Source organism: Nitrospirota bacterium, assembly GCA_016219645.1.
In the GTDB taxonomy this organism is placed as follows: domain Bacteria; phylum Nitrospirota; class Nitrospiria; order Nitrospirales; family Nitrospiraceae; genus Palsa-1315.
Map to the genome: position 1 here is coordinate 21,289 of JACRLR010000026.1, position 22,431 is coordinate 43,719.

A 22,431-nucleotide genomic window follows, 5' to 3' on the forward strand; every position below is an offset into this window, starting at 1 on the left:
ATGTGCCGAAGTGGCGAAACTGGCAGACGCACTAGATTCAGGGTCTAGCGCCCGCAAGGGTGTGCGGGTTCAAATCCCGCCTTCGGCACCAAACTCACTCCCATCCCAGATTTCTAGCCATAAACAACTGCTCGGCCAGGATGGCGTTCGTCACCCATTCGCTTTCTGCGCCATTTCTTGGATGAACGGCACGTATCACACAGCTGCACGAGTTTTTTATGGACGAGCGGCAAGCATACGGGCTGAAAGAAGAATCGTCAGGCGGCTGTGGAGTGCGGTGAGATCATCGAGCAGTTCGATCTTCGTATCACGAAGGCGATCTCCGAAGGCGAGGGCGCCCTGGCCACCCACGCCAACAGACCAGCGGGTGGCAAGCTTCTCAAGCTCCTTGATTTGTTGGAGCGTGGCGGCCTCCGACTTTATCTCAGTGAGAGAGAGAAGCACGAGGTCGGGCTTGATCTTCTCGCAGAAGGTCGCGAGGTCTGAGCTGGGAAGGTCGGAGCCGAGGTAGTAGACGTGGCAGCCTTTGGTCGCTGCAATATATGCCACAGCCTGGGCGCCGATCTCATGTGTTTCGCCCTCCGGGCAAGCGATCAGGACTCGTGGACCGAATTCATTCACCGGAAGTTGATTCATGACCGAAAACAACTTCTGTTGGATGATCTTCGTCACATAGTGTTCGACCCCAACAGTCAACTGGCCTTGATGCCAGAGGTCACCGACTCGACGCTGCAATGGAAGCAAGATCCGCTGGACAGCTTCCTCAAATGGAACAACTGCCACTGCGCCATTAAGCCTCCGTTCGAACCCTGCCTTATCGAGCGGCTCAAGCGATCTAACCAACTCATCCAACAGACGCTCATGGGGATGCTGCCCTTCCGCAGACACTGGCGTTGCCACGCGCATGCGGGCGATCAGTGAATCGCTTCCCTCCTCTGCGAGCGCGCCGATCGTGGCTCCTTGCTCCATCTGTGCTTTCACAAACCGTAGGAGCGCAACCTCTTCATCGCTATATTCTCTATAGCGGTTAGAACTCCGTGAAGGTTTGACAAGTCCATATCGCCTCTCCCAGACCCGAATCACGTCCCTCGAAAGCCCAGTCAGTTTCGCAACTCTATGAATTCTATGAGTATTCATACTCATAACATCATTCTATTATGACGTCCAATGTTTGTCAAATATTTTACTGAAAAACACTTGACACATTGGACATAATGCTTTATACATTAGACATACATTGGACACTGTATAAGGAGGCGATCATGGCAAGAGCGTTTCTGGAGAGGACAACTGAGAAATATCCGGCGCATTCAACCGCCTCTTCTGCCGTTCAGTATCAATCGACCTGCATCAGATGCGGTGGACTCATGGTGACCGATTTCTCTATGGATGTACTGTTTTGTCTCGACGAGACGGAGTTTGCCGCGATTCGCTGTGTCCAATGTGGTGAGATTGTCGACCCCGTCATTCTGCGCAACCGAGGAGTTCAGCAAGGGCCGAAGACAACTCAGCTTGCAGGAAGGATGTTGCCAACCAATTGCGTGACAAAAGGTCGATAGACCTGTGTTCAACCAACGAGGGTAGTCCTGGTGTTCCTAAACCAACGGGGGGTGTCCCATGAGGAGTTACAGAGTGCTTCAGGTCGGATTGGGGGTGGCATTGGTGGCAGGAGCCATCTCCGTCGTCACAGCGGCGGACATGCCAAGCAGCGATAAGGACATGGTACTGATACCAAAGGGCGAGTTCACCATGGGGAGCAACGAACATTCAGATGAAGCCAAGCACCAGGTCGTGCTCGATGCCTATATGATCGACAAGTTTGAAGCGTCAAACAAGCGGTACAAGGAATTTATGAAAGCCACCGGTCATCCGGCGCCGGCCTATTGGGATGATCCTCGGCTCAGCAAAGCTGATCAGCCGGTGGTCGGCGTGAGTTGGACTGACGCAAGCGCGTTCTGCAAGTGGGAAGGCAAGCGGCTCCCAACGGAGGCGGAGTGGGAGCGAGCAGCCAAGGGTCCGCAAGGCGACAACCATTATCCCTGGGGCCATACACTCGACCCGAAGAAGGCCAACTATGGGCAGAACATTGGCCGGACGACCCCTGTCGATTCCTATCCCGAAGGAGTGAGCGGGTTTGGAGTTTACAACATGGCAGGGAACGTCTTCGAATGGGTCGAAGATTGGTATGACTTGAAATACTATAAGGAGAGCCTTGCCTTGAATCCACCCGGCGCCGAGAAGGGTTACAACTTTGCCAATCAAGGCCCGGTGAGGGTGCTGCGCGGCGGTTCCTGGCTTGCACCGGCAACCTCTCTTCATACCAGCCATCGGTTCTGGAATCAGCCCGAGAATAACTCCTATGGGGTCGGCCTGGGATTCCGGTGTGCCAAGTCAGTCCAGCAGGTTTCGGATGACGCCATGCAAGCAGGACGCGACGCGTTCATTCAGGCATTAATCGCCATGGGTGTAGAGAAGCACGTCGATGCGATGGCCTCCATCGAGAAGGCGTTGGCTGCGGAGCCTGGCAACAAGGAATACCTGGCGACACGCGATCTGATCAACAAGAGCATGAAGAAGAAATAGGTCAAGCGCACGCGGGGGGGCATCGCGCCCCCCTCCGAGGGCCGACGTCGTGACGGGAGGACTGAGGTGAGTAAGTCTGAACCCATGGTGGCAAGCAATTCGACGTCGAACCCCGCTGCGATTCCTGAGAAGTCCCTCATTCTTCTCACAGGGGCCAGCGGGTACGTCGGCGGGCGACTCCTGCCGTCGTTGGAGAATGCGGGGTACCGCCTGCGCTGCCTGGCCAGGCATCCAGAAATTCTCAAGCCGAAGGTCAGCCCCTCAACGGAGGTGGTCGCGGGTGACGTCCTGAATCGCCCGAGTCTCGACGCCGCAATGCGCGGGGTCGATGTGGCCTACTACATGGTTCACTCCATGAGTTCGACCGGCTCTTTTGAAGAGACAGACCGGCAGGCGGCACGGAACTTTAGCGAAGCGGCGAAGGCAGCGGGTGTCAAGGGCCTCATCTATCTGGGGGGCTTGGGGAGCGATGACGAGGAACTCTCAGCCCATCTGCGCAGTCGGCACGAGGTCGGAGATATCTTGCATCAGTCGGGTCTGCCCGTTTGTGAATTTCGCGCGGCGGCCGTAATTGGGTCCGGCAGCGCCTCGTTCGAGCTGATTCGCGCGCTGGTGGAGCGCCTGCCGATCATGCTCACCCCAAAATGGTGCAAGGGGAAAACGCAGCCCATCGCGATTGACGATCTGCTGGACTACCTGATCGAAGCGCTGCGAATACCCCTCTCCCACTACCGCATCTACGAAGTCGGCGGGGCGGACCAAGTTTCCTACGCCGAGATGATGCTCGCATATGGGCGGCAACGCGGGCTAAAGCCTCTGATCATCCCCGTGCCGGTTCTCACCCCTTGGCTGTCTGCTCTGTGGCTGGGGTTGATCACGCCGGTATACGCACGTATTGGGCGGGCGATTATTGAGAGCATCGTCCATGTCACGGTGGTACGGGACAATGCCGCACTCACAACCTTTTCTGTACGTCCGATGGGAATCGATGAAGCCATTCACCGAGCCTTAGCCCATGAAGAGAGGCATTTCGCCGCCACGCGCTGGTCCGATGCACTCTCCTCATCGGGCAAGGTGCCGTCGTGGGGGGGGGTACGGTTCGGCACGCGTCTCGTCGATTCGCGGACGTTGACCGTCGACGCGCCTCCTGAAGTCGTCTTCAAATGCATTGAGAGAATCGGCGGGGACAATGGCTGGTACGCATGGAACTGGCTATGGCGGGTGCGCGGATTCATCGACCTGCTCGAAGGGGGGGTGGGCTTGAGACGAGGGCGGCCGTTTGCCACCACCCTGCGCGTCGGGGATACGGTCGACTCATTTCGTGTTGAGGCAATTGAGTCGAACCGCCGTCTGCGGCTCAAATCCGAGATGCATTTGTACGGGCGGGCGTGGCTGGAATTCGAGGTGACTGGTACAGGTTCTTCAACAACGATCCGGCAGACCGCAATCTTTGATCCAGTGGGGCTGATCGGGCAGACCTATTGGTATACGCTCTACGTCCCGCACCAGTTCGTGTTTAGTGGGATGCTGCGGGGAATCGCAACTGCCACGTTGCAGGAAATGAGTAGACCTCAAACGGTTGGAGCTCCGCTCTCTTCTTGATAAGTCGATGAAGCGCCATGCGGAAATGTTGGAACGGTTGTTGTCGATGGGTCAATTGTGACGTAGGAGCAATGATGATACACGGCAAGATTCTTCTTCCAGGGATTGTGCTGATTGCGCTACTCGGGGCTTCACCCCTCCGGGCTGATCCCATCGATACGGCCAGGCATCCACAGCCAGATAAGATCCAGACGGTCCATCAGGCTAATCATGAGGTGGACCAGGCGTGGGAGATCTATCATCGGGCGGCGTTGGGCGGAACGGTCGCGTCCCCTGCCCTACAGGCCGAAATCGAGCAGCACCTCCATGAAGCCAGAACTCTCGTCAGCCAGGCGCAGGAGGCAGCCGAGCGGGGAGATAAGCGTCAGGTGCAGCGTCTCGTGAACCAGGTGAAAGTCCATGCCACCAAGGCCATCGAGGGAAGCAAGGAGCAGAAGAAATGACGCAAGGCCTGAGGAGAAGAGGAACTCGCTGGAGCACTATTGTTGCGATGATGGCCCTCGCCTCTGCCGTTGCCATTGCGCCTGTCACAGCAGCACCGGCGATTCCCAAAGAGGTTGACCCGGTCCCCATGGTGACGATTCCAGCTGGAGAATTCTTGATGGGGAATCCAGAAGGAAAAGGGCGGGCAGATGAGTGGCCGCAGCGATCTGTGTACCTCGACGAATTTGCGATCGATCAAGTCGAAGTGACGAATGAGCGATACCTGGTGTTTGTCAAGACCACCGGCCACCGGAGCCCTCCGAACTCCTATGGCACTGGCCCGCTCCTGTCCGTGAAGGGAATTGAACAGCTTCCGGTCGTGCAGACCACCTGGTATGACGCCAAGGCCTATTGTAGTTGGGCTAAGAAGCGGCTCCCGACGGAAGCGGAATGGGAAAAGGCCGCTCGCGGCACCGATGGTCGTCTCTTTCCCTGGGGCAATGAACCAGGGACGTCAAAGCGCGCGAACTTTGACCGTGAGTGGGAAGAGGAGAAAACCTTGCATCCAGTCGGATCCTTGCCAGGGGGAGACTCACCCTACGGGGTGAAGGACCTATCTGGTAATGCTCGAGAGTGGGTGCAGGATTGGTATGACGCTGACTACTACCAGCTTGCGCCGGATCGGAACCCGCAGGGTCCTGAGAAAAGAGGCGTGGTTCGATCGATTCGCGGGGGGTCCTGGCATAGTCCGATGTCGGACATCACGACGACGGCGCGCGGGCGAGGCGGATTCGCGCTGCAGACCCATGGTACAGGCTTTCGCTGTGCACGGAGTCTCGCAGACCAGACCCAGCAGAAATAGACGGCGACAAGGTGAAGCGATGAGACCAGAGGACCGCAGCAGAGATAAGGAGGCCGGTTTCTTTTCCCGATCTTGGCAGGCGCCGCGAATCCTCGCTGCGTCTCCCGCTGAGGTAGATAGGCCCCTTCCTACACCCCGGAGGGGCCTATCTGCTCGGTGAGTCACCGAGACTGGGGACGAGAATACATGGGGCTGTCGGCGGTGAGAAGGAGGACAATGTGGACCTGATGATCTTCTGCGCAATGGCACTGGTGACGCTGCGCTGTTGGACACGTGTCTCGCGATGGAGAATGGTAAAAGCACGTGTGCAATTCACCCACGGCTTATCGCTGCGTCGCCTAAAGAAGCGTCTCTGATCCCGTCGTCGCACGGAACCGGCGGATGCAGGAGGCCAGGCGCGGATAATGGAGCATTCTTTATACCGCCACCGAGGTCGGATTCAGGAGCGAACCATCGCAAGAGCCGAAACAGGAGGGTTCGACCCATGATGAGGCAAATAACACAGGCATGCGCGACGGTGCTTCTACTTGCCGCCGGACTGTCCTGCCCCGACATAGCCGCCGCACATGGAGTCAGCAGCGGAGAAGATGATCCTTGCCTGCGCCGGGTCGGTGAACACCTGGTCCATTTCAGCGCGTATCAGCCGCAATACCAACTGAACGATCAATACTGCACGGACATTCCTAAGGAAGGCGACACCTTCCTGGTCGTGGACCCGGCGCTGCGTAACGAGCCGGTCGGGATGCGGGTCGTGAGGGGAAACGGAAGGGATGAAACCCTCGCTGAGATTGTGGCAGATCTGCGTCCGAGCCATCACCAGGACGGCGTGCTCCGTGGCGAAGTGCGACTGGACGAAGGGCTGTATACGGTTATTATTGCGGCGGAGAAGCAGAATTTGATGCGACGCCCGCAGTACCTCTTGCGGGTCCATATGACCGACTACCAGAAGCTGATGGGCTCCGTGGGAGTACCACTGTTGGGTGTGTTGCTGGCGGGATGGCTCGGATACAAACTCTTTCGATCGAAATGGCTGCGGGATTGGTGGGTCGCCCTTCGGTCATAGGGAGTGGCCCCGACCCGCGAGTCCATGGTTCAACGAAGTTCAGCGAGTTCTACGAACGATTGAAGCGTAGGTGTGACCAACCACGGAGCTTGTCGCCCTGTGGCTTTGAACGGGAGGCCTGACAAACGCCCACGCTCCGTGTCGCAAGTCAGCGGAGGCAGCTGTACGCGTTGTGGGGGGTTGATGGTCACAGAGTATTATATGGACCTTCAGGACGATACAGGTCACATCGGCATCACCGGTATTCGTTGCTCCAGCTGTGGCGAGGTGATTGACCCGGTCATTCTTCGGAACCGATTGAACCAGACCCCTGATCTCTTGCATGTCGTGAAACGAAGGACATACTCTCAACGGGTGGGTCACGGTGAGTCAGATGGGCAAAATCAGAAGGGCCGTGGAATGACAGACAGGCTGATGATTGACCACTTGTTGGCTCCCCCCCGTGGTGGTCCTGACAGGGAATGAAACCGTGCAGATTGTTGTGACTGGCGGAACAGGATTCATCGGTCGGCCCTTATGTGCCTCGCTCTGTCAGGAGGGCCATCGGGTCACGCTCCTCACGAGAAGAAGAGAAGAGGCACTACGTGTGTGTGGCTCAACCGTCACGGCCGTCGAGTGGAATGGCCGAGAGGCGGGAGCCTGGGAGCGCTGTCTCGAAGGTGCCGATGCTGTCGTCAATCTTGCTGGTGCGCCGATTGCTGATGGCCGCTGGACCAATGCCCGCAAACGAGTCCTTGCCGAAAGCCGGGTCCTCACCACTCGTCTTCTGGTAGAAGCCATGTCGCGTCGCACTTCGAAACCCCGTACGCTGGTCAGCGCCTCCGGTATCGGCTACTACGGGGCCGGTGACGATCGTGTTCTGGATGAAGGTGCCGCGCGCGGCCGAGGCTTTCTGCCCGATCTCTGTCTTGCGTGGGAAGCGGAGGCACTTCGGGCTGCAGAGTTCGGTGTGCGAGTCGTTCTATTGCGGACTGGAATGGTGCTCGAACAAGACGGCGGCGCCTTGCCGAAGATGCTGTTGCCATTCCAGTTCTTCGCGGGCGGCCCGATCATGCCGGGAACTCAGTGGGTATCGTGGATCCATCGACGTGATCACATCGGTCTGATCCAGTGGGCACTCACGACGCCGAGTATCTCCGGCCCCGTGAATGCGGTAGCTCCCGAGCCTGTGACGATGAATCGGTTCTGTAACGTACTCGCACAAGTTCTCCACCGACCATCCTGGCTGCCCGTTCCAGGCTTCGCGCTACGCATGGCGCTGGGCGAACTCGGGACGCTCATGACCACGGGCCAACGGGTCAATCCGGCGAAGGCGCTCTCCATGGGCTATGTCTTTCACTATCCGAAACTGGAACCAGCTTTACAGGCGATCCTGACGAAGGGGTAGAGGAGGTGCGTCATGGCTCCAGTGATCGGTCTATTTGAATCCACTCTGTTTGCGGGACTCTGTGCAAGTGGACTCGCATATTAATTGTCATTCACAAGGAGGTAATCACATGATGACCAAGAAGATGCGCGTCACAACCACTGTATTGCTGAGCGTGCTGACTGTCATGCTGTGTCAGATTTTAGGGAAGACGAATGAGGTGTGGGCTGTTGAGGGGCAGGACAAACCAGAGAGTCAGGCCCAGCGACCGCATGGAGACGATGCCAACATACCGAAGGGCGTGATCGGCGTGTCGCTGCATGTTGGGGCGGACCGTATCGGGGATCCGGCTTCGCTATACGTGGCCCATGTGTATCCAGCTGGTCCTGCACAGCAAGCAGGCCTTAAGCACGGAGACGAAATCCTGACGGTGAACGGTGAGGCGGTCACCGGCAAGACCTATGAACAGGTCATACAGATGGTGCGAGGAGAAGCGGGGACCGCAGTGAAACTCGGCACCAAGGGCGAAGATGGCATCCGTGAACTGTCCATCACCCGTGTCGCAAGCGAGACTCTCTATAAGGACCAAAAGGGCCAGATGGGATCGCATGGCAGTCCAGCTCGATAGGATGCAGTCATGAAGCAGACTGGAACTGGGGGAGATATTCAGTTGCTGGGAGGATCACTCCTGATCATCGGTACCGCAGATCTCGTCTTCATCGATGAGTCCACGTCCGAAAACAGGCCGACGCCGGCGCCACAGGAGTTACTCTAATGCGCGGGATTGTCTGGTTTAGACGGGATCTGCGGCTCCACGATCAGCCGGCCCTGACCGCGGCCTGTGAGGCCTGCAGCGAAGTGATCCCGCTCTTTGTGTTCGACGAACCTCTCTTGCAGTCCCATGTCTTCGGCTCCGCCTGCGTGAATTTTATGCTTGGATGTCTTCAAGATCTGGCATCGTCGTTGCGTAATGGAGGGCTGGCGCTGCAGTGGCGTCGCGGCGAGCCGGTGGAAGAAATCGTTGAAGCCACGCGCGAATGGCAGGCCGATGTCGTCTATTGGAATCGTGACTATGAGCCAAGAGCCATTAATCGAGACCGTGCCGTCGAACAACGATTGGCGCAGATCGGTGTCATCGTCCGGACGTTCAAAGACCATGTGGTCTTCGAGGCCGAAGAAGTTCGAAGCGCGACCGGCGAGCCGATGCAGCGGTATAGCGCCTATCGTGCACGCTGGTGGACGAAGTGGCAAGCAGTGAAACCGACCGCCCTTCCAGTTCCCCGGGTCTTGAGGGCTAAAAAGGCTGCCTCATTGCCCATTCCGCCTCCGTTGCCCACCGCAAGCGACTTGGGATATCAGCCGGTGACGCTCTGGATCGAGCCGGGAGAGCGAAGCGCTCAGAAACGATTACGTTGCTTCGTCGAAGACCCCATTCACGCCTATATCACGGGGCGAAATCTTCCCGCTGTCGACGGCAGTTCGATTCTCTCGCCTCACCTTCGATTCGGGACCCTATCGGCCCGCGCCGCGGTACATGCGGCCCTGGCGTCGTTGGGACAGGGCAGACGCGTCTCTCGTCCCGATGTCTTCACCTGGATCGACGAATTAGTCTGGCGGGAATTTTTTCAGCAGGTCCTGGCGGCTTTCCCCCGTGTCGTCGACGAGCCATTCCGCCAGGTTCCGGCACCAGCTCCACGTGCGCCTGGCACCGAACGCGATCGATTCTATCAGGCTTGGTGCGAGGGTAAGACCGGCGTTCCGATCGTGGACGCGGGCATGCGCCAACTGAACCAGACCGGATGGATGCACAACCGTGTTCGGATGATTGTCGCCTCGTTTCTCATCAAAGATCTGCGGATTGACTGGCAGAGCGGCGAGTGGTACTTCATGCAACGCCTCATCGATGCCGACGTCGCGGCCAACAACGGCAACTGGCAATGGTGCGCCTCGACCGGCACGGATGCGATGCGAGGGTACAGGATTTTCAATCCCCTGTTGCAGAGCAAGAAGTTCGATCCGAAAGGCGAGTACATCCGGAAGTATGTACCGGAGCTTGCGGCCGTTCCGACTGACCGGATCCATGCGCCACATCTGATGACCCATGACGAACAGGCTCTGGCCGAATGCCGCACTGATATAGACTATCCTTCGCCCATCGTGGATCACCGGCAAGCCCGCGAGGAATATTTGGCCCTCGGCAGACTACAGAAGGCGAGATGACGACCGCGCCCCTCCGTCTTGGGATCAGCCGTTGTCTCCTCGGAGACGAAGTCCGATTCGATGGGGGGCATAAGCGGGACAGTTTTCTGACCGATGTGCTTGGCCGCTATGTGGAGTGGGTCCCGGTCTGTCCGGAGGTAGAGGCAGGACTGGGCACCCCTCGCGAGGCGATGCGGCTGATCGGCGATCCTCAAAATCCCCGGCTCGTGACGATTAAGAGCGGAATGGATCACACGCGCGCACTGGAAACATTGACCAAAGATCGTATCGAGGAACTTGAGGGCTTGGATCTATCCGGATACGTCTTTAAGAAGGGCTCGCCGAGCTGCGGCATCGAGAGAGTCCGAGTCTACAATGAGGATGGGATGCCCAGCCGGAACGGGGTCGGGCTGTTTGCGCGGGCCTTCATCGAGCAGTTTCCACTGATTCCGGTCGAGGAAGAAGGGAGGCTTTGCGATTCGACGCTGAGAGAGAACTTTATCGAACGGGTCTTCTGTTACCGACGCTGGCAAGACCTCGTGCAGAGCGGCGTCACGAGGCAGGCGCTGGTGGAGTTTCATACGATCCACAAGTATTTACTCTTGGCCCATCACCCGCAACAATGCGAGGCGCTTGGGTGGCTGGTTGGGCAAGCGGAGCGCCACCCCCCGAAGGAGCTTGCACTTCGGTATGGCGATCTGTTCATGAAGGCCCTGGCGGTGAAGGGGACGGTGCGAAAGCACGTGAATGTGCTTCAACATATTCTCGGATATTTCAAGGAGCGACTCAGCGCATCCGAGAAGGCCGAGCTGTTAACTGTGATCGGCGATTATCATCGGGGGCTCACGCCCTTGATTGTTCCTCTGACACTGATCAAGCACTATGTTCGAATCTTTGACGTGAGTTATATTCGCGAGCAGGTGTATCTCAATCCACATCCGAAGGAGCTTATGTTACGCAATCACGTGTAGATCTTCTTGTCTGAGGAAAGGAGTGTGCTGATGGCAACTGTTATACGGGGAGTAATTCTTGTGGGACATGGGGGCATTCCCAAGGGCTGCCCGCAGGAGTTAATCACGAAACTGAAACGCTTAGAAGCGCAGCGGCGGGCGGCGGGCGCACCGATGTCGGCAGAGGAACATGAACTGGATACGAGAATCCGCCGATGGCCGAGAACACCCGAGACGGACCCCTATCAATCGGGACTCGAGGCAGTGGCTGCTGAGTTGCGAGCCAACCTGGGCAATGTGCTCTTTGCCGTGGCCTACAACGAGTTCTGTGCCCCGACCTTGGAAGAATCGGTGGAAGAGCTGATCAAGAAGGGCGCGACCCACATCACCGTAACGACAACGATGTTTACGCCCGGCGGTTCTCACTCGGAAGTTGAGATTCCTGAAATCCTCGGTCATCTGCGGCCGCAGCATCCGGAGGTCGAACTCCGCTACGCCTGGCCGTTCGATCTGACGCTTGTTGCGAACACCTTGACGGAACAGATAAAGCGCTTTTCCTGAACAGGATCGTGGGGAAGCAGCAATAGCAAGCAAGTCTATGATGGGCCGACCGGTGAATACAGGGCAAGGAGGAGAGGCATGGGAGTGAGGCAAAGCGAGCAGATGCGGTTGCGTGCTCTCGGTTTGCTGGTGGCTATCACGTTCGTGGTGTGGGTCGCAGGCCCGGCCCAGGCGCAGCAGAAGAAGATCACCGGTGAAGATGGGGCGCCGATGGTGCTCGTGCCGGCGGGGGAATTTACCATGGGGAGCAACGATGGTCGTGGCGATGAAACGCCCGTCCATCAGGTCTATCTCGATGCCTATTACCTCGACAAGTATGAGGTGACGGTCGGGCAGTACGCGAATTTTCTGAAAGCCACGGGCTTTAACGGGCCGCCGATGTGGGCGACCATGGGCCAGCCGTCCCATCAGAAGCGCCCGATCGTGAATGTCGATTGGTCGGATGCGAGTAACTATTGCGAGTGGGCCGGCAAGCGGCTGCCGACGGAGGCGGAATGGGAGAAAGCGGCGAGGGGGACGGATGGGCGTATCTATCCCTGGGGCAATGAACCTCCCAATACGCTCCGGGCGAACTATGGGCAGGAGAAGTGGAACAACCATACCGCGCTGGTGCCGGTGGGGCAATTGAAAGACGGCAAGAGCCCCTATGAGATCTATGATCTGGCGGGGAATGTCTGGGAGTGGGTAAGCGACTGGTATGACCCGGACTATTACGCAACCAGCCCCCCTCAGAACCCGAAGGGGCCGGAAAATGGTAAATACAGAGTGTTACGGGGCGGCTCGTGGGACCTCGCTCCGGAGCACCTGCGATCCACGCGCCGGGATTTCAATATACCGTTGGCCCCCACCTATGAGTCACCGGCCTATCGGAACTTCAACAGCGGGTTCCGCTGTGCGAAGAATCCAGGGCTGGCTGACCCCGGGGGACTAATGACATTGAGTCCGGTTCCGGCCGATTATGCCGACAAACATATGCCGGCTGGCTGGTGGACAGATACTAATATCATCGAGGAGGGAAGGCAGATTTATTCCCAGGAGGGCTGCCGCAGTTGCCATAAGGACGGCAAACCGGTAAAAAGTGGGGGAGGGCTTCGTGACCCAAAAAACACCAGCCGTTTCTCAGACAGCTACTGGTTCTGGCGAGTGGCGGAAGGAGTTCCAAAGACAAGCATGAAGGCCTGGAAGTCGTTCCTCTCAGAAGAGCAGATCTGGCAGGTGATCGCGTTCGTGCATCAGTTCTCGCATGGGGGGAAACCCTCCGAACACACGGATTACAAACCCTGACGGGGGTCTAGGCTGAACACCCTGACAAGGCTGAGAACGACTCAGTACGTACCAAGTCGTTCTCAAAAGAACTCATCAGACGACCTTCGCCTTTGCCAGGATCCATGCACACGGAACGTTCACTTCCGGCACTGGCTGGCACCTGCCCGCCATCCTATCCGCTCGTCACACGCTGCTTGCCGAGACTGGCTTCGCTGGCTTTTCCGGTGAGCGATCTCCGCCTGGCGGTCCCTCCTGAACCATTTTGATCATGGAGATGATGAACAGCACGTAGAGCGCGATGCCGACGTAGATCAAGTAGGGCTGGACACCCCCAGCCTCCTTCAATGCCTCGTCCCGCTTGGCCTGATCGCCCCAGGCACCCTGCTTGATCCGACCGACTTGCTCGCGGCAATGCCAGTAATAGACATAGTTCGCTGTTGCTCCGGCCATGACACTCCAGATGAGCCCCACGGTGATGTCGCCGGTCAAATAGGTCGAGATCATTGGGCCGAGAGCATAGACCAAGGCATAGGTATACATTTTTCTATAGAGAAACCAGAGGAATGAAACATAGAGAAAGGCCGGCCAGTTCCAGGTCAGGGCAAACTTCGGCTTATCTCCCAACCCGAACTTTCTAAAATGGTGCAGATAATGGTCGGCGTAGGGACCGATGAATTGACGCCAGAGCTGCTCATCGGTGTGTATCACAGGTGCGATCGGGGCGGCGATCGGGGCTTCAGACTCGATGGCTAATGTGCTGCCGCACTGGTGACAGAATTTTGCGTCTTCTTGGTTCTGCTGTTGGCAATGTGCACAGGCTTTCATCCCGCACAGAATAGCACAATACAGACAATACCTGGTACAGAGGGCGGGCGATTCCGCCTCGCATCGTCTACCTTCCACTACAAGTTGCTTCCAGCGGGAGGCCTATGCTACCTTCCCTTACTTTACAAAGGGATACGTCTATTATGCCGACAGAGGAACTGAAGCAGGATGCCGCACGTTATATGATGCAGACCTATACGCGTCAACCGCTTTCGATTGTGCGGGGACGTGGGACGAAGGTGTACGACCTCGAGGGGCGGGAGTATCTCGATTTCGTCGGTGGGATTGCGGTCAACATTCTCGGACATGGTCACCCGGATCTGGTGCAAGCGATCCAACGCCAAGCCGCGCAGCTGATCCATACCTCGAACCTCTACTACACTGAGCCACAAGTGAAGCTCGCGCAGTTCCTGGTGGAGCATTCCTTTGCCGACAAGGTGTTCTTTTGCAACGGCGGGGCCGAGGCCAACGAAGCCGCGATCAAGCTGGCCCGCCGCTACTCTCATGACAGGTACGGAGCAGGGCGGTTCGAGATCGTCACGATGACGAACTCGTTCCATGGCCGAACAATGGCGACGTTGACCGCGACCGGCCAGGACAAGGTCCAGAAGGGCTACGAGCCATTGCTGCAGGGTTTCAGCTACGTCCCGTTCAATAGTCTGGGAGACCTGGAACGGGCCGTGACTGACAAGACTGCAGCCATCATGCTCGAGCCGATTCAAGGCGAGGGGGGCGTCTTTGTCGCGGACCGTGAATATTTGAAACAGGTGAGAGATTTATGCACAAAAAAAGATGTGCTGTTGATTTTCGATGAGGTCCAGACCGGAATGGGACGGACAGGGACGCTCTTCGCCTATGAGCAGTTGGGGGCGCAGCCGGACATTATGACCTTGGCAAAAGGGTTAGGTGGCGGTGTGCCCATCGGAGCCTGCCTTGCCATTGACTCCGTTGCAAAAACCTTTTCGCCCGGAAGCCACGCCTCGACATTCGGCGGCAATCCGCTTGCCTGTGCCGCAGGACTGGCCGTCTGCCACGCTCTAATGGACGCACGAGTACTTGAACATGCGCGGAAAACAGGAGAGTATTTTGCGAAGAAGTTATCCGACTGTAAAGCCCGACACCGCGTGGTACGAGAGGTGCGCGGTCTCGGTCTCTTGCAGGGGATCGAGCTTGATATGGATGCAAAAACCGTCGTGAGCGAGTGTTTGGCTCGCGGCATTCTGGTCAATGCGACCGGCGAGCACATACTGCGGTTCGTACCACCTCTCATCATCAGCCAACCGGAAATCGATCATTTGATTGAAACGCTTGCTCAGATTTTTGACGCACAGGCATCATAAGTATCTGTCATACCGTAATGGACATAACAAGGATGACCACACGAGCGACAGAAGTACGGACCGGGAAAAAAGATCTTCTGGACATTGCTGCCATCAGCAAGGCGGGCGTGGAGAGCTTGCTGTCGTCGGCGATCCTCTTGAAAGACAAACTGCGGCGTGGAGTTCCTCATCCCCTCCTTGCCGGGAAGACGTTAGGTCTCCTGTTCCAGAAGCCGTCGACAAGGACTCGGGTATCGTTCGAGGCGGGCATGAATCACTTGGGCGGCTATGCCATGGTTCTGCCCATGGCCGATATCCAGCTTTCGCGTGGGGAAAGTATCGCCGATACGGCGCGCGTGTTGTCGCGCTATCTCGACGCGATCGTCATTCGTACCTACGACCACTCCATCGTGGAGGAATGGGCGAGGGAAGCGACGATGCCGGTGATCAATGGGCTGACCGACCTGAGCCACCCCTGTCAGGCTCTCTCAGATCTCCTGACCATTCGCGAGAAAAAGGGCCGGTTAAAGGGGATCAAGATTGCGTATATAGGAGACGGCAACAATGTGGCGAACTCTCTCATCGAGGCAGCGGCGAAGATGGGGATGCTCATCACACTCGGCTGCCCAGCGGGATTTCAGCCAGAGCAGCATGTCGTCGATAGGGCAAGGGTCGCGGCAGCAGACACCGGGGCAGTGATTGAAATCGGGCACGATCCCAACATTGCGGCCAAGGACGCAGACGTCATCTATACCGATGTCTGGATCAGCATGGGTCGTGAGAGGGAGCATGTGCGAAGACTCAAAGCTCTGGCGCCTTATCAAGTGAACAGCCGGCTGCTGCATCGCGCCAAGCCTGATGCGATCGTCATGCATTGTCTGCCGGCCCACCGGGGTGAAGAAATCAGCGCCGACGTGCTGGATGGCCCACAGTCGGTCATCATCGACCAGGCAGAGAATCGACTGCATATGCAGAAAGCCATTCTCGCAAACCTAATAGGCAAGAGGAGGCGAACGAGACGATGAGTCAGGGCATAAAGAAGGTGGTGTTGGCCTATTCAGGCGGGCTCGATACCTCCGTAATCTTGAAGTGGCTACAGGAGACCTATGATGCCGAAGTCATCGCGTTCTGCGCGGATCTTGGCCAGGGCGAGGATCTTCAGGCGATCAAGGCGAAGGCGAAGGCGCTCGGCGTGAAAAAAGTCTATGTGGAAGATCTGCGGGAAACATTCGTCACGGACTACGTCTTTCCAATGTTGCGCGGCAATGCCATGTATGAAGGGTGTTACTTGCTGGGGACGTCGATTGCGCGCCCGCTCATCGCACGCCGCCAGGCAGAAATCGCGCTGAAAGAAGGCGCCGAAGCGGTCTCGCACGGTGCCACCGGCAAAGGGAACGATCAGGTGCGGTTTGAGTTGACGTATACGGCCATTGCGCCGAAACTCAAAATCATTGCGCCTTGGCGTGAGTGGGCCATGCGCTCACGGCGGGAATTGATTGAGTACGCTGATCGCCATGGCATCCCGGTCACCGCGACGAAAGCGAAGCCCTACAGCATGGACCTCAACTTGTTCCACGTGAGCTACGAAGGGGGCATTCTCGAAAATCCGTGGGAAGCGCCGCCAGATGAGATTTTCCAGATGACTGTGTCGCCAGAACGGGCGCCGAACAAGCCTCTCGAAGTTGAGATTGAGTATGAGGCCGGCAATCCAGTCGCCGTGGACGGAAAGAAGATGAGTCCGGCCACGTTGCTGGCCCATCTCAACAAGCTGGGCGGAGCACATGGGGTCGGACGTGTCGATCTGGTCGAGAACCGCTACGTCGGCATGAAGTCGCGCGGAGTGTATGAAACACCGGGCGGGACGATGCTGCATGTCGCACATCGCGGCCTCGAATCACTGACCATGGATCGCGAGGTACTTCATTTCAGGGACAGTCTGATTCCACGATTCGCCGATCTGATCTACAACGGCTATTGGTTCAGTCCCGAACGTGACATGGTGCAGACGGCCATGGATGAGGCTCAGAAGGATGTGTCAGGGACTGTGCGAGTGAAGTTGTACAAGGGCAACTGCACAGTGGTCGGACGAAAGTCCAAAAATTCGCTGTATCGTCTCGACATCGCAACGTTCGAAGAAGACGACGTATACAACCAGAAAGATGCCGAGGGGTTCATCCGGCTGAATGCGTTGCGTCTGAAAATCAGGGCTCAACGGCGGAAGGGTTCAATGTGATGGGACGACGGAGCAGACGTCTGCCGCAGCGTCCAACAAGCGAGAAGGCGTGGGCTGGACGGTTCCGACAGCAGACGAACCGTCTTGTGGAGACCTTTACCGTTTCTGTGGCGGTCGATCGCCGGCTCTATTCCTATGACATCCAGGGCAGTATCGCCCATTGCAAGGCGCTGGGAAAGGCGCGCGTACTGACCCCCTCTGAAACCAGGACGATCGTGCATGGTCTGGGATCAGTGAAGACAGAGCTGGACCGGGGCCGCTTTCGCTTCACCCAGCAGGATGAAGATATTCACATGGCGATTGAGCGCCGGTTGACAGAATTGATCGGCCCACTTGGCGGCAAGCTGCACACGGGCCGTAGCAGGAACGACCAGGTTGCGCTGGACATCCGACTCTATTTACGGGATCAACTTGGTCAGCTCGTCGCGCATCTGGAGCACTTCCAACGCGTCCTAGTGGGGAAAGCGAAGGCGAATCGAACAGTCGCCATGCCTGGCTATACGCATCTGCAGCGAGCCCAGCCGGTCTTGCTCGCCCATCATCTCCTGGCCTATGTGGAAATGATCGAGCGGGACAAGGGACGGCTTCGCGATGCATCGGTGCGTGTGAATGTTATGCCGTTGGGATCTGGCGCGCTCGCGGGAACAAACTATCCAGTCGATCGCCGGCTCACTGCTGAGCTGTTGGGTTTTCCCACCTTGACGCAAAACAGTCTCGATGCCGTCTCCGATCGAGATTTCATGATCGAGGTGGCATCGGCACTGGCAATCATCATGATGCATCTGTCTCGGCTCAGTGAGGAATTAATTCTCTGGTCGTCCCAGGAGTTCCGATTCGTCGAGCTTCCCGATGCCTTCTGTACCGGCAGCAGTATGATGCCCCAGAAGAAGAATCCCGATGTGCCTGAATTGGTGCGGGGTAAGACAGGACGTGTCTACGGCCATCTGATAAATCTATTGACGACGCTCAAAGCCTTACCCCTGAGTTATAACCGGGATCTTCAAGAGGATAAGCCAGCGCTCTTCGACGCCCTCGATACTGTCGTCGCATCGGTCGATGTCCTGACGGAATTGATGCGCCGGCTCACCATCAACCGGGATGTGCTCAAGCAGACCGTTCAGAGTGGCGGCATGCTTGCCACGGAAGTTGCGGATTATCTTGTGACCCGGGGTGTACCTTTTCGTGACGCACATGCGATCACGGGCCGTCTGGTGCGTGCTGCGCTGGATCAAGGCCGTGAACTCACCGATTTCTCGCTCGAGGAGCTGCAGGCATTTTCAGAGCGAATTGAAAAGAATCTTTTCTTACGGTTGACGGTCACCGCCGCGATCGACCGGAAGTCTCAGGTAGGTGGAACTGCCCGAACGCGAGTGGAACAGCGTATAAAAGACCTCGAGCGGATGCTCTCGTGAAGATGCGGACGACAAATCCGACACCCATCATGGCAGGGGTGCTGCTGGTCATGTCGGTTGGCTGTGGGGCTGTGGGGTCGCCGATTCCTCCTGAAAGGGTCGGTGTAAATGCGACCATCGAGCGCCAAAAGGCGTTAGAGTCACTGGAGGAAAAGCGGCGCAAGGACGCAGCGCTGCTCGAATCCACGGAACCGGAACCGGACTCAGCGCTCCAGGGACAGGATGTCAACCTCCCCCCGTTAGAACCTGTGGGAACAAGGTAATTTCAGAGGCCATTCTTGCTAGACCTCAGTGGCAAGATACAGCTATACTGAGACCTTTGAAAATCGAAGCTGCTCTCTGCTCCAGAGCATTCTGTGAGGGAGTGAACGAAGCTATATCATCTTGCGGATTGGAGTCCTTCGAGTCCGAGCATGGGAGCACAGTCCATTCCTGACGAAAAAGCAAAGTAAGACGGCCATTCGAGCCGCTCAAGACATTTCAACGGACCTATTGACCGCCTCAGCCAACTAGCCTGACAGAGGTAAGGAGGATCGATTCATGGAGCTTATTCAACCTACGCGGCACAGTCAGCTCGTTGGGCATCCACCAATGGTCAAGCTCGCACCGGGCAAGCGGCTGTTGCTGGTCGATCCTTATCCTCGCAATAGCCCCTATAGATTGACCGCGTCGGAACGACGCGCGGTGTGGTTTCCCAAGCTGAGCTTGCCGACCATAGCGGCCTATACGCCGGCCAATTGGGAGGTCAGTCTGGTCGATGAGGCGGTGCACGATATCGATTTCGACTTTCCCTGTGACATGGTTGGCCTCTCCATGTTTACCTGCTATGCCCCTCGCGCCTACGAGATTGCGGCAGAGTTTCGCAAGCGGGGTAGGACGATCGTCATGGGGGGAGTTCATCCCACCTACTGCCCCGATGAAGCGCTCCGACACGCGGATGCGATCGTCTGCGGTGAAGCCGAAGATCTCTGGCCTCAACTGGTTGCGGACTATGAGGCGGGGAAGATGCAGCGCATGTACAAGATGACGTCGTTCCCTTCGCTGGAAAATTACAAGAGCCCACGCGTCGAATTGCTGAGCCCTGACTCGTACATGACGAGACAGTGCAGTTTCACAACCAGAGGCTGTCATTTCGATTGCGAGTTCTGCAGCGTATCTCCGTTCAACGGAAAGACTACGCGGCGCCGGCCTGTGCAGGAAGTGATCACAGAGCTTCGAAACGTTCAGCGATGGATCCGCAGTGAAGTAGTCGAGAGATTGCGCGATGAGCCGATGTGGAAAGCCTTCCTCACCACGCTGAAGATTCGAGTCGGTATCGAGGACGGCAGCATCGTCGCGTTTGTCGACGACTTGCACAACAGCAACCGCGCCTATTGCCGTGAGCTCTGGGCTGCCCTGAAGCCGCTCAAGCTTAAATGGGGCTGCCAGTCTACGATGTTCCTGGCTGACGACGAAGAGATGGTCAAACTTGCGGCAGAAAGCGGCTGCGTGTCGGTGTTTGTCGGTATGGAATCGCTCGATGAAGAGGCGCTTGATGAAACGAACAAGCCGTTTAACCGGGTTCTGAAGTTCTCCAAAGAGATCAAGATGTTCCACGATTATGGGATCATGGTGAATCCAGGAATCGTGTTCGGATTCGACAGTGACGATGTGACCGTGTTTGAACGAGCGGTCGACTTTTTGACGAAGAACCAGGTGGAATTGGCCTACTTCAACGTGTTGACGCCTCTTCCCGGCACACAGCTGTTCGACCGATTCGAAAGGGAAGGTCGGATCTTCGATAGGGACTGGGCGAAGTACGACGGAAAACATGTCGTGTTCCAGCCGAGCAGGATGACGGTTGAACAGCTACAAGATGGTTTCCACTGGGCCAACCATCAGTTTTATTCGATCCCTTCCATCTGGAAGCGACTGTCCGGCACGAGTCAACGGCTGATTCCTCGATTCGAGATGAATCGGGAGTTCCGGAAACTGGTCAAGAGAACCTGCCCGAAAGCGTCCCTGTCGCCACTCGCAGGCGTATTGAAGAATCTCCAAGCGAAGCTTCCCGTGTTGGACAAAGAGCAATTGGTTCCAAGCGCGCTGCATGCGTTGAAACAGCATCTCGATCCAAACGCGCTCTCCGCGCAACAAATGATATTTCACATCAAGGCCAAGCGGCATGACAAGTTTGCGGCATTGTTCGTGGACCTTGATGGCACCCTCGACCGTCTGAATGCCTTGGAATTGATCAAGCGGATCAGGGAAGCGGCCAATCATGCGCGCATGGACATCATTGTCAACTTCGAACACCTCAAGCTGGCGACGCCAGACGCCCTCAAGACATTGATGGATTCGGACGCGATGAAGGTCGCGATTCCGAATGTGAAGGTCCGCTTTCGTAAGTTTAAGGATGCCTTTGAGGCTTCCGTTCAGGGTTTCTCCCTTGCAGGCTTGCAGGGCTTCTCGCTCGCAGGGCTCGAACATCTGAACGAAGATTCATCTGATGCATAGTTTCGAGTATCGACAGGGAGAACTCTATTGCGAACAGGTGCCGGTCAGCCGGATTGCAAAAGAGGTCGGGACACCCTGCTATGTCTACAGCTATGAAACCCTCGTCCGTCATTTTCGAGCCTACGATGGAGCCTTCAAGAACGTACCCCATGTGATCGCCTTCGCCATGAAGGCAAACTCCAATATCGCAATCCTCCGTCTCATGGCACAAGAAGGGAGCGGAGTGGATATTGTGTCCGGGGGGGAACTCTTTCGAGCCCTCAAGGCTGGGGTTCCTCCCTCAAAGATCGTATTCGCAGGCGTCGGCAAGAACGCTGAGGAGATTCGAGAGGCCCTGAAGGCCGACATCCTCATGTTCAACGTCGAATCTTCAGCTGAGCTGCGTGCACTGAATGAAGTAGCTGCTGCTGTCGGAACCAGGGCGAGAGTCGCCCTGCGGATCAATCCCGACATCGACCCAAAGACGCATCCCTACATCTCGACCGGTCTCAAGAAGAGCAAATTCGGAATCGCCGCCGACCGCGCCCTCGAAGAATTCGCGCTGGCTTCCTCACTTGCCAACATCGATGTCGTCGGGGTCCATAAGCACATCGGGTCGCAGTTGACGGAAGTGACGCCGTTTGTCGAGGCCGTGAAGAAGGTCGTCAAGCTGGTCGAGGCCTTAAAAGCCCAGGGTATCAATATCCGGTACGTCAATATCGGCGGCGGTCTTGGCATTACCTACTCGGACGAAACGCCGCCGCATCCGCAAGACCTTGCGGATGCCGTATCGCCGCTTCTAAGGGATCTGAATGTGACACTCATCATGGAGCCAGGCCGCGTCATCGTCGGCAATGCCGGCATCCTTGTGACGAAGGTATTGTATCGAAAAGACGGAGAAGCGAAACGATTCATTATTGTTGATGCAGCGATGAACGACCTGATCAGGCCGAGCCTCTACGGGGCCTACCATGAAATTCGCCCCTTGTCCGAGGCAGTGTTGCAACGGCCCAAGCACAATGTGGATGTGGTCGGACCTGTATGTGAGTCCGGCGATTTTCTGGCGAAGGACCGGTCATTGCCGGAAGTCAATCCGGACGATATGCTCGCGGTGATGAGCGCGGGGGCCTATGGCTTTGTGATGGCCTCCAATTATAATTCGCGACCACGAGTGCCGGAGGTCCTGATAAAAGGCGGAGAGATCCACGTGATCAAGACCAGAGAGACCTACGACGATTTGGTAAAGGGCGAAACTATTCCGGCATTTCTCAATTGATTGATAGAGAGGCGTGACG

22 protein-coding genes and 1 tRNA gene are annotated in these 22,431 nt (G+C 57.0%); 21 read left to right on the forward strand and 2 right to left on the reverse strand.

Translation table 11 applies throughout. The features are described 5' to 3' along the window. The first annotated feature begins 4 nt into the window (after nucleotides 1–4). Nucleotides 5–91, forward strand: a tRNA-Leu gene (locus tag HZB34_11095). Nucleotides 92–216: 125 nt separating this feature from the next. On the opposite strand, the gene HZB34_11100 is transcribed toward HZB34_11095, so the two are convergent. After that, a complete protein-coding gene (locus HZB34_11100) occupies nucleotides 217–1,137 on the reverse strand; it encodes a MerR family transcriptional regulator (protein ID MBI5316508.1) in 921 nt (306 codons plus the stop codon). 125 nt (nucleotides 1,138–1,262) lie between these two features. On the opposite strand from HZB34_11100, the gene HZB34_11105 reads away from it, so the two are divergent. From HZB34_11105 to HZB34_11165, 13 genes are all read left to right on the forward strand, one after another. After that, a complete protein-coding gene (locus HZB34_11105; GenBank protein ID MBI5316509.1) occupies nucleotides 1,263–1,559 on the forward strand; it encodes a hypothetical protein in 297 nt (98 codons plus the stop codon). A gap of 58 nt (nucleotides 1,560–1,617) precedes the next feature. Beyond that, complete coding sequence (locus HZB34_11110; protein MBI5316510.1) at nucleotides 1,618–2,583, forward strand: formylglycine-generating enzyme family protein; 966 nt, start codon at nucleotides 1,618–1,620, stop codon at nucleotides 2,581–2,583. A gap of 84 nt (nucleotides 2,584–2,667) precedes the next feature. Then, nucleotides 2,668–4,185, forward strand: coding sequence for an SDR family oxidoreductase (locus HZB34_11115; protein MBI5316511.1), 1,518 nt, complete (start codon nucleotides 2,668–2,670; stop codon nucleotides 4,183–4,185). A gap of 71 nt (nucleotides 4,186–4,256) precedes the next feature. After that, nucleotides 4,257–4,628 carry a hypothetical protein gene (locus HZB34_11120; GenBank protein MBI5316512.1) on the forward strand — a complete coding sequence of 124 codons (372 nt, stop codon included), beginning with the start codon at nucleotides 4,257–4,259 and terminating at the stop codon, nucleotides 4,626–4,628. Nucleotides 4,629–4,675: 47 nt separating this feature from the next. Then, entirely contained in the window at nucleotides 4,676–5,470 is a 795-nt protein-coding gene (locus HZB34_11125) for an SUMF1/EgtB/PvdO family nonheme iron enzyme (protein ID MBI5316513.1), read from the forward strand. 484 nt (nucleotides 5,471–5,954) lie between these two features. Beyond that, entirely contained in the window at nucleotides 5,955–6,533 is a 579-nt protein-coding gene (locus HZB34_11130; GenBank protein ID MBI5316514.1) for a hypothetical protein, read from the forward strand. 469 nt (nucleotides 6,534–7,002) lie between these two features. After that, the gene (locus HZB34_11135) at nucleotides 7,003–7,920 is read left to right on the forward strand and encodes a TIGR01777 family protein (GenBank protein ID MBI5316515.1); all 918 of its coding nucleotides are present in this window, start codon (nucleotides 7,003–7,005) and stop codon (nucleotides 7,918–7,920) included. 109 nt (nucleotides 7,921–8,029) lie between these two features. Further along, on the forward strand, nucleotides 8,030–8,527 hold the full coding sequence (locus HZB34_11140; protein MBI5316516.1) for a PDZ domain-containing protein: 498 nt from the start codon (nucleotides 8,030–8,032) through the stop codon (nucleotides 8,525–8,527). 9 nt (nucleotides 8,528–8,536) lie between these two features. After that, entirely contained in the window at nucleotides 8,537–8,674 is a 138-nt protein-coding gene (locus HZB34_11145) for a hypothetical protein (GenBank protein ID MBI5316517.1), read from the forward strand. After that, nucleotides 8,674–10,119 (forward strand): deoxyribodipyrimidine photo-lyase, encoded by a 1,446-nt coding sequence (locus HZB34_11150; protein MBI5316518.1) that lies wholly within the window; start codon nucleotides 8,674–8,676, stop codon nucleotides 10,117–10,119. Before HZB34_11145 ends, HZB34_11150 begins: the two co-directional genes overlap by 1 nt. Continuing rightward, nucleotides 10,116–11,069 (forward strand): DUF523 and DUF1722 domain-containing protein, encoded by a 954-nt coding sequence (locus tag HZB34_11155; protein MBI5316519.1) that lies wholly within the window; start codon nucleotides 10,116–10,118, stop codon nucleotides 11,067–11,069. The genes HZB34_11150 and HZB34_11155 overlap by 4 nt, the downstream gene beginning before the upstream one ends. Nucleotides 11,070–11,099: 30 nt before the next feature. Further along, nucleotides 11,100–11,609: a CbiX/SirB N-terminal domain-containing protein gene (locus tag HZB34_11160; GenBank protein ID MBI5316520.1), complete on the forward strand. Its 510-nt coding sequence runs from the start codon at nucleotides 11,100–11,102 to the stop codon at nucleotides 11,607–11,609. A gap of 78 nt (nucleotides 11,610–11,687) precedes the next feature. Beyond that, nucleotides 11,688–12,893: an SUMF1/EgtB/PvdO family nonheme iron enzyme gene (locus HZB34_11165; GenBank protein ID MBI5316521.1), complete on the forward strand. Its 1,206-nt coding sequence runs from the start codon at nucleotides 11,688–11,690 to the stop codon at nucleotides 12,891–12,893. Nucleotides 12,894–13,058: 165 nt separating this feature from the next. Here HZB34_11165 and HZB34_11170 read toward each other — a convergent pair whose 3' ends face one another. Then, nucleotides 13,059–13,700, reverse strand: a complete 642-nt coding sequence (locus tag HZB34_11170; protein MBI5316522.1) for a DUF2628 domain-containing protein — start codon at nucleotides 13,698–13,700, stop codon at nucleotides 13,059–13,061. Nucleotides 13,701–13,843: 143 nt separating this feature from the next. Here HZB34_11170 and HZB34_11175 point away from each other — a divergent pair, with 143 nt between their 5' ends. From HZB34_11175 to lysA, 7 genes are all read left to right on the forward strand, one after another. Next, the gene (locus tag HZB34_11175) at nucleotides 13,844–15,040 is read left to right on the forward strand and encodes an acetylornithine transaminase (protein ID MBI5316523.1); all 1,197 of its coding nucleotides are present in this window, start codon (nucleotides 13,844–13,846) and stop codon (nucleotides 15,038–15,040) included. Nucleotides 15,041–15,072: 32 nt separating this feature from the next. Further along, nucleotides 15,073–16,044, forward strand: coding sequence for an ornithine carbamoyltransferase (argF, locus tag HZB34_11180; GenBank protein MBI5316524.1), 972 nt, complete (start codon nucleotides 15,073–15,075; stop codon nucleotides 16,042–16,044). Continuing rightward, a complete protein-coding gene (locus HZB34_11185; protein ID MBI5316525.1) occupies nucleotides 16,041–17,252 on the forward strand; it encodes an argininosuccinate synthase in 1,212 nt (403 codons plus the stop codon). The genes argF and HZB34_11185 overlap by 4 nt, the downstream gene beginning before the upstream one ends. Further along, nucleotides 17,252–18,664 (forward strand): argininosuccinate lyase, encoded by a 1,413-nt coding sequence (gene argH, locus HZB34_11190; protein ID MBI5316526.1) that lies wholly within the window; start codon nucleotides 17,252–17,254, stop codon nucleotides 18,662–18,664. Before HZB34_11185 ends, argH begins: the two co-directional genes overlap by 1 nt. A 2-nt stretch (nucleotides 18,665–18,666) precedes the next feature. Further along, the gene (locus tag HZB34_11195) at nucleotides 18,667–18,927 is read left to right on the forward strand and encodes a hypothetical protein (GenBank protein ID MBI5316527.1); all 261 of its coding nucleotides are present in this window, start codon (nucleotides 18,667–18,669) and stop codon (nucleotides 18,925–18,927) included. Between the two features lie 277 nt (nucleotides 18,928–19,204). After that, complete coding sequence (locus tag HZB34_11200; protein ID MBI5316528.1) at nucleotides 19,205–21,157, forward strand: B12-binding domain-containing radical SAM protein; 1,953 nt, start codon at nucleotides 19,205–19,207, stop codon at nucleotides 21,155–21,157. Then, nucleotides 21,150–22,412, forward strand: coding sequence for a diaminopimelate decarboxylase (gene lysA, locus HZB34_11205; protein MBI5316529.1), 1,263 nt, complete (start codon nucleotides 21,150–21,152; stop codon nucleotides 22,410–22,412). The genes HZB34_11200 and lysA overlap by 8 nt, the downstream gene beginning before the upstream one ends. Nucleotides 22,413–22,431 lie beyond the last annotated feature (19 nt).

Excerpts from the sequence above, each read along its gene's own strand:
- HZB34_11100 (MBI5316508.1), bottom strand. The coding sequence starts at position 1,137 with ATGAATACTCATAGAATTCATAGAGTTGCGAAACTGACTGGGCTTTCG.
- HZB34_11105 (MBI5316509.1), top strand. The coding sequence starts at position 1,263 with ATGGCAAGAGCGTTTCTGGAGAGGACAACTGAGAAATATCCGGCGCAT.
- HZB34_11110 (MBI5316510.1), top strand. The coding sequence starts at position 1,618 with ATGAGGAGTTACAGAGTGCTTCAGGTCGGATTGGGGGTGGCATTGGTG.
- HZB34_11115 (MBI5316511.1), top strand. The coding sequence starts at position 2,668 with ATGGTGGCAAGCAATTCGACGTCGAACCCCGCTGCGATTCCTGAGAAG.
- HZB34_11120 (MBI5316512.1), top strand. The coding sequence starts at position 4,257 with ATGATGATACACGGCAAGATTCTTCTTCCAGGGATTGTGCTGATTGCG.
- HZB34_11125 (MBI5316513.1), top strand. The coding sequence starts at position 4,676 with ATGATGGCCCTCGCCTCTGCCGTTGCCATTGCGCCTGTCACAGCAGCA.
- HZB34_11130 (MBI5316514.1), top strand. The coding sequence starts at position 5,955 with ATGATGAGGCAAATAACACAGGCATGCGCGACGGTGCTTCTACTTGCC.
- HZB34_11140 (MBI5316516.1), top strand. The coding sequence starts at position 8,030 with ATGATGACCAAGAAGATGCGCGTCACAACCACTGTATTGCTGAGCGTG.
- HZB34_11145 (MBI5316517.1), top strand. The coding sequence starts at position 8,537 with ATGAAGCAGACTGGAACTGGGGGAGATATTCAGTTGCTGGGAGGATCA.
- HZB34_11150 (MBI5316518.1), top strand. The coding sequence starts at position 8,674 with ATGCGCGGGATTGTCTGGTTTAGACGGGATCTGCGGCTCCACGATCAG.
- HZB34_11155 (MBI5316519.1), top strand. The coding sequence starts at position 10,116 with ATGACGACCGCGCCCCTCCGTCTTGGGATCAGCCGTTGTCTCCTCGGA.
- HZB34_11160 (MBI5316520.1), top strand. The coding sequence starts at position 11,100 with ATGGCAACTGTTATACGGGGAGTAATTCTTGTGGGACATGGGGGCATT.
- HZB34_11165 (MBI5316521.1), top strand. The coding sequence starts at position 11,688 with ATGGGAGTGAGGCAAAGCGAGCAGATGCGGTTGCGTGCTCTCGGTTTG.
- HZB34_11170 (MBI5316522.1), bottom strand. The coding sequence starts at position 13,700 with ATGAAAGCCTGTGCACATTGCCAACAGCAGAACCAAGAAGACGCAAAA.
- HZB34_11175 (MBI5316523.1), top strand. The coding sequence starts at position 13,844 with ATGCCGACAGAGGAACTGAAGCAGGATGCCGCACGTTATATGATGCAG.
- argF (MBI5316524.1), top strand. The coding sequence starts at position 15,073 with ATGACCACACGAGCGACAGAAGTACGGACCGGGAAAAAAGATCTTCTG.
- HZB34_11185 (MBI5316525.1), top strand. The coding sequence starts at position 16,041 with ATGAGTCAGGGCATAAAGAAGGTGGTGTTGGCCTATTCAGGCGGGCTC.
- argH (MBI5316526.1), top strand. The coding sequence starts at position 17,252 with ATGGGACGACGGAGCAGACGTCTGCCGCAGCGTCCAACAAGCGAGAAG.
- HZB34_11195 (MBI5316527.1), top strand. The coding sequence starts at position 18,667 with ATGCGGACGACAAATCCGACACCCATCATGGCAGGGGTGCTGCTGGTC.
- HZB34_11200 (MBI5316528.1), top strand. The coding sequence starts at position 19,205 with ATGGAGCTTATTCAACCTACGCGGCACAGTCAGCTCGTTGGGCATCCA.
- lysA (MBI5316529.1), top strand. The coding sequence starts at position 21,150 with ATGCATAGTTTCGAGTATCGACAGGGAGAACTCTATTGCGAACAGGTG.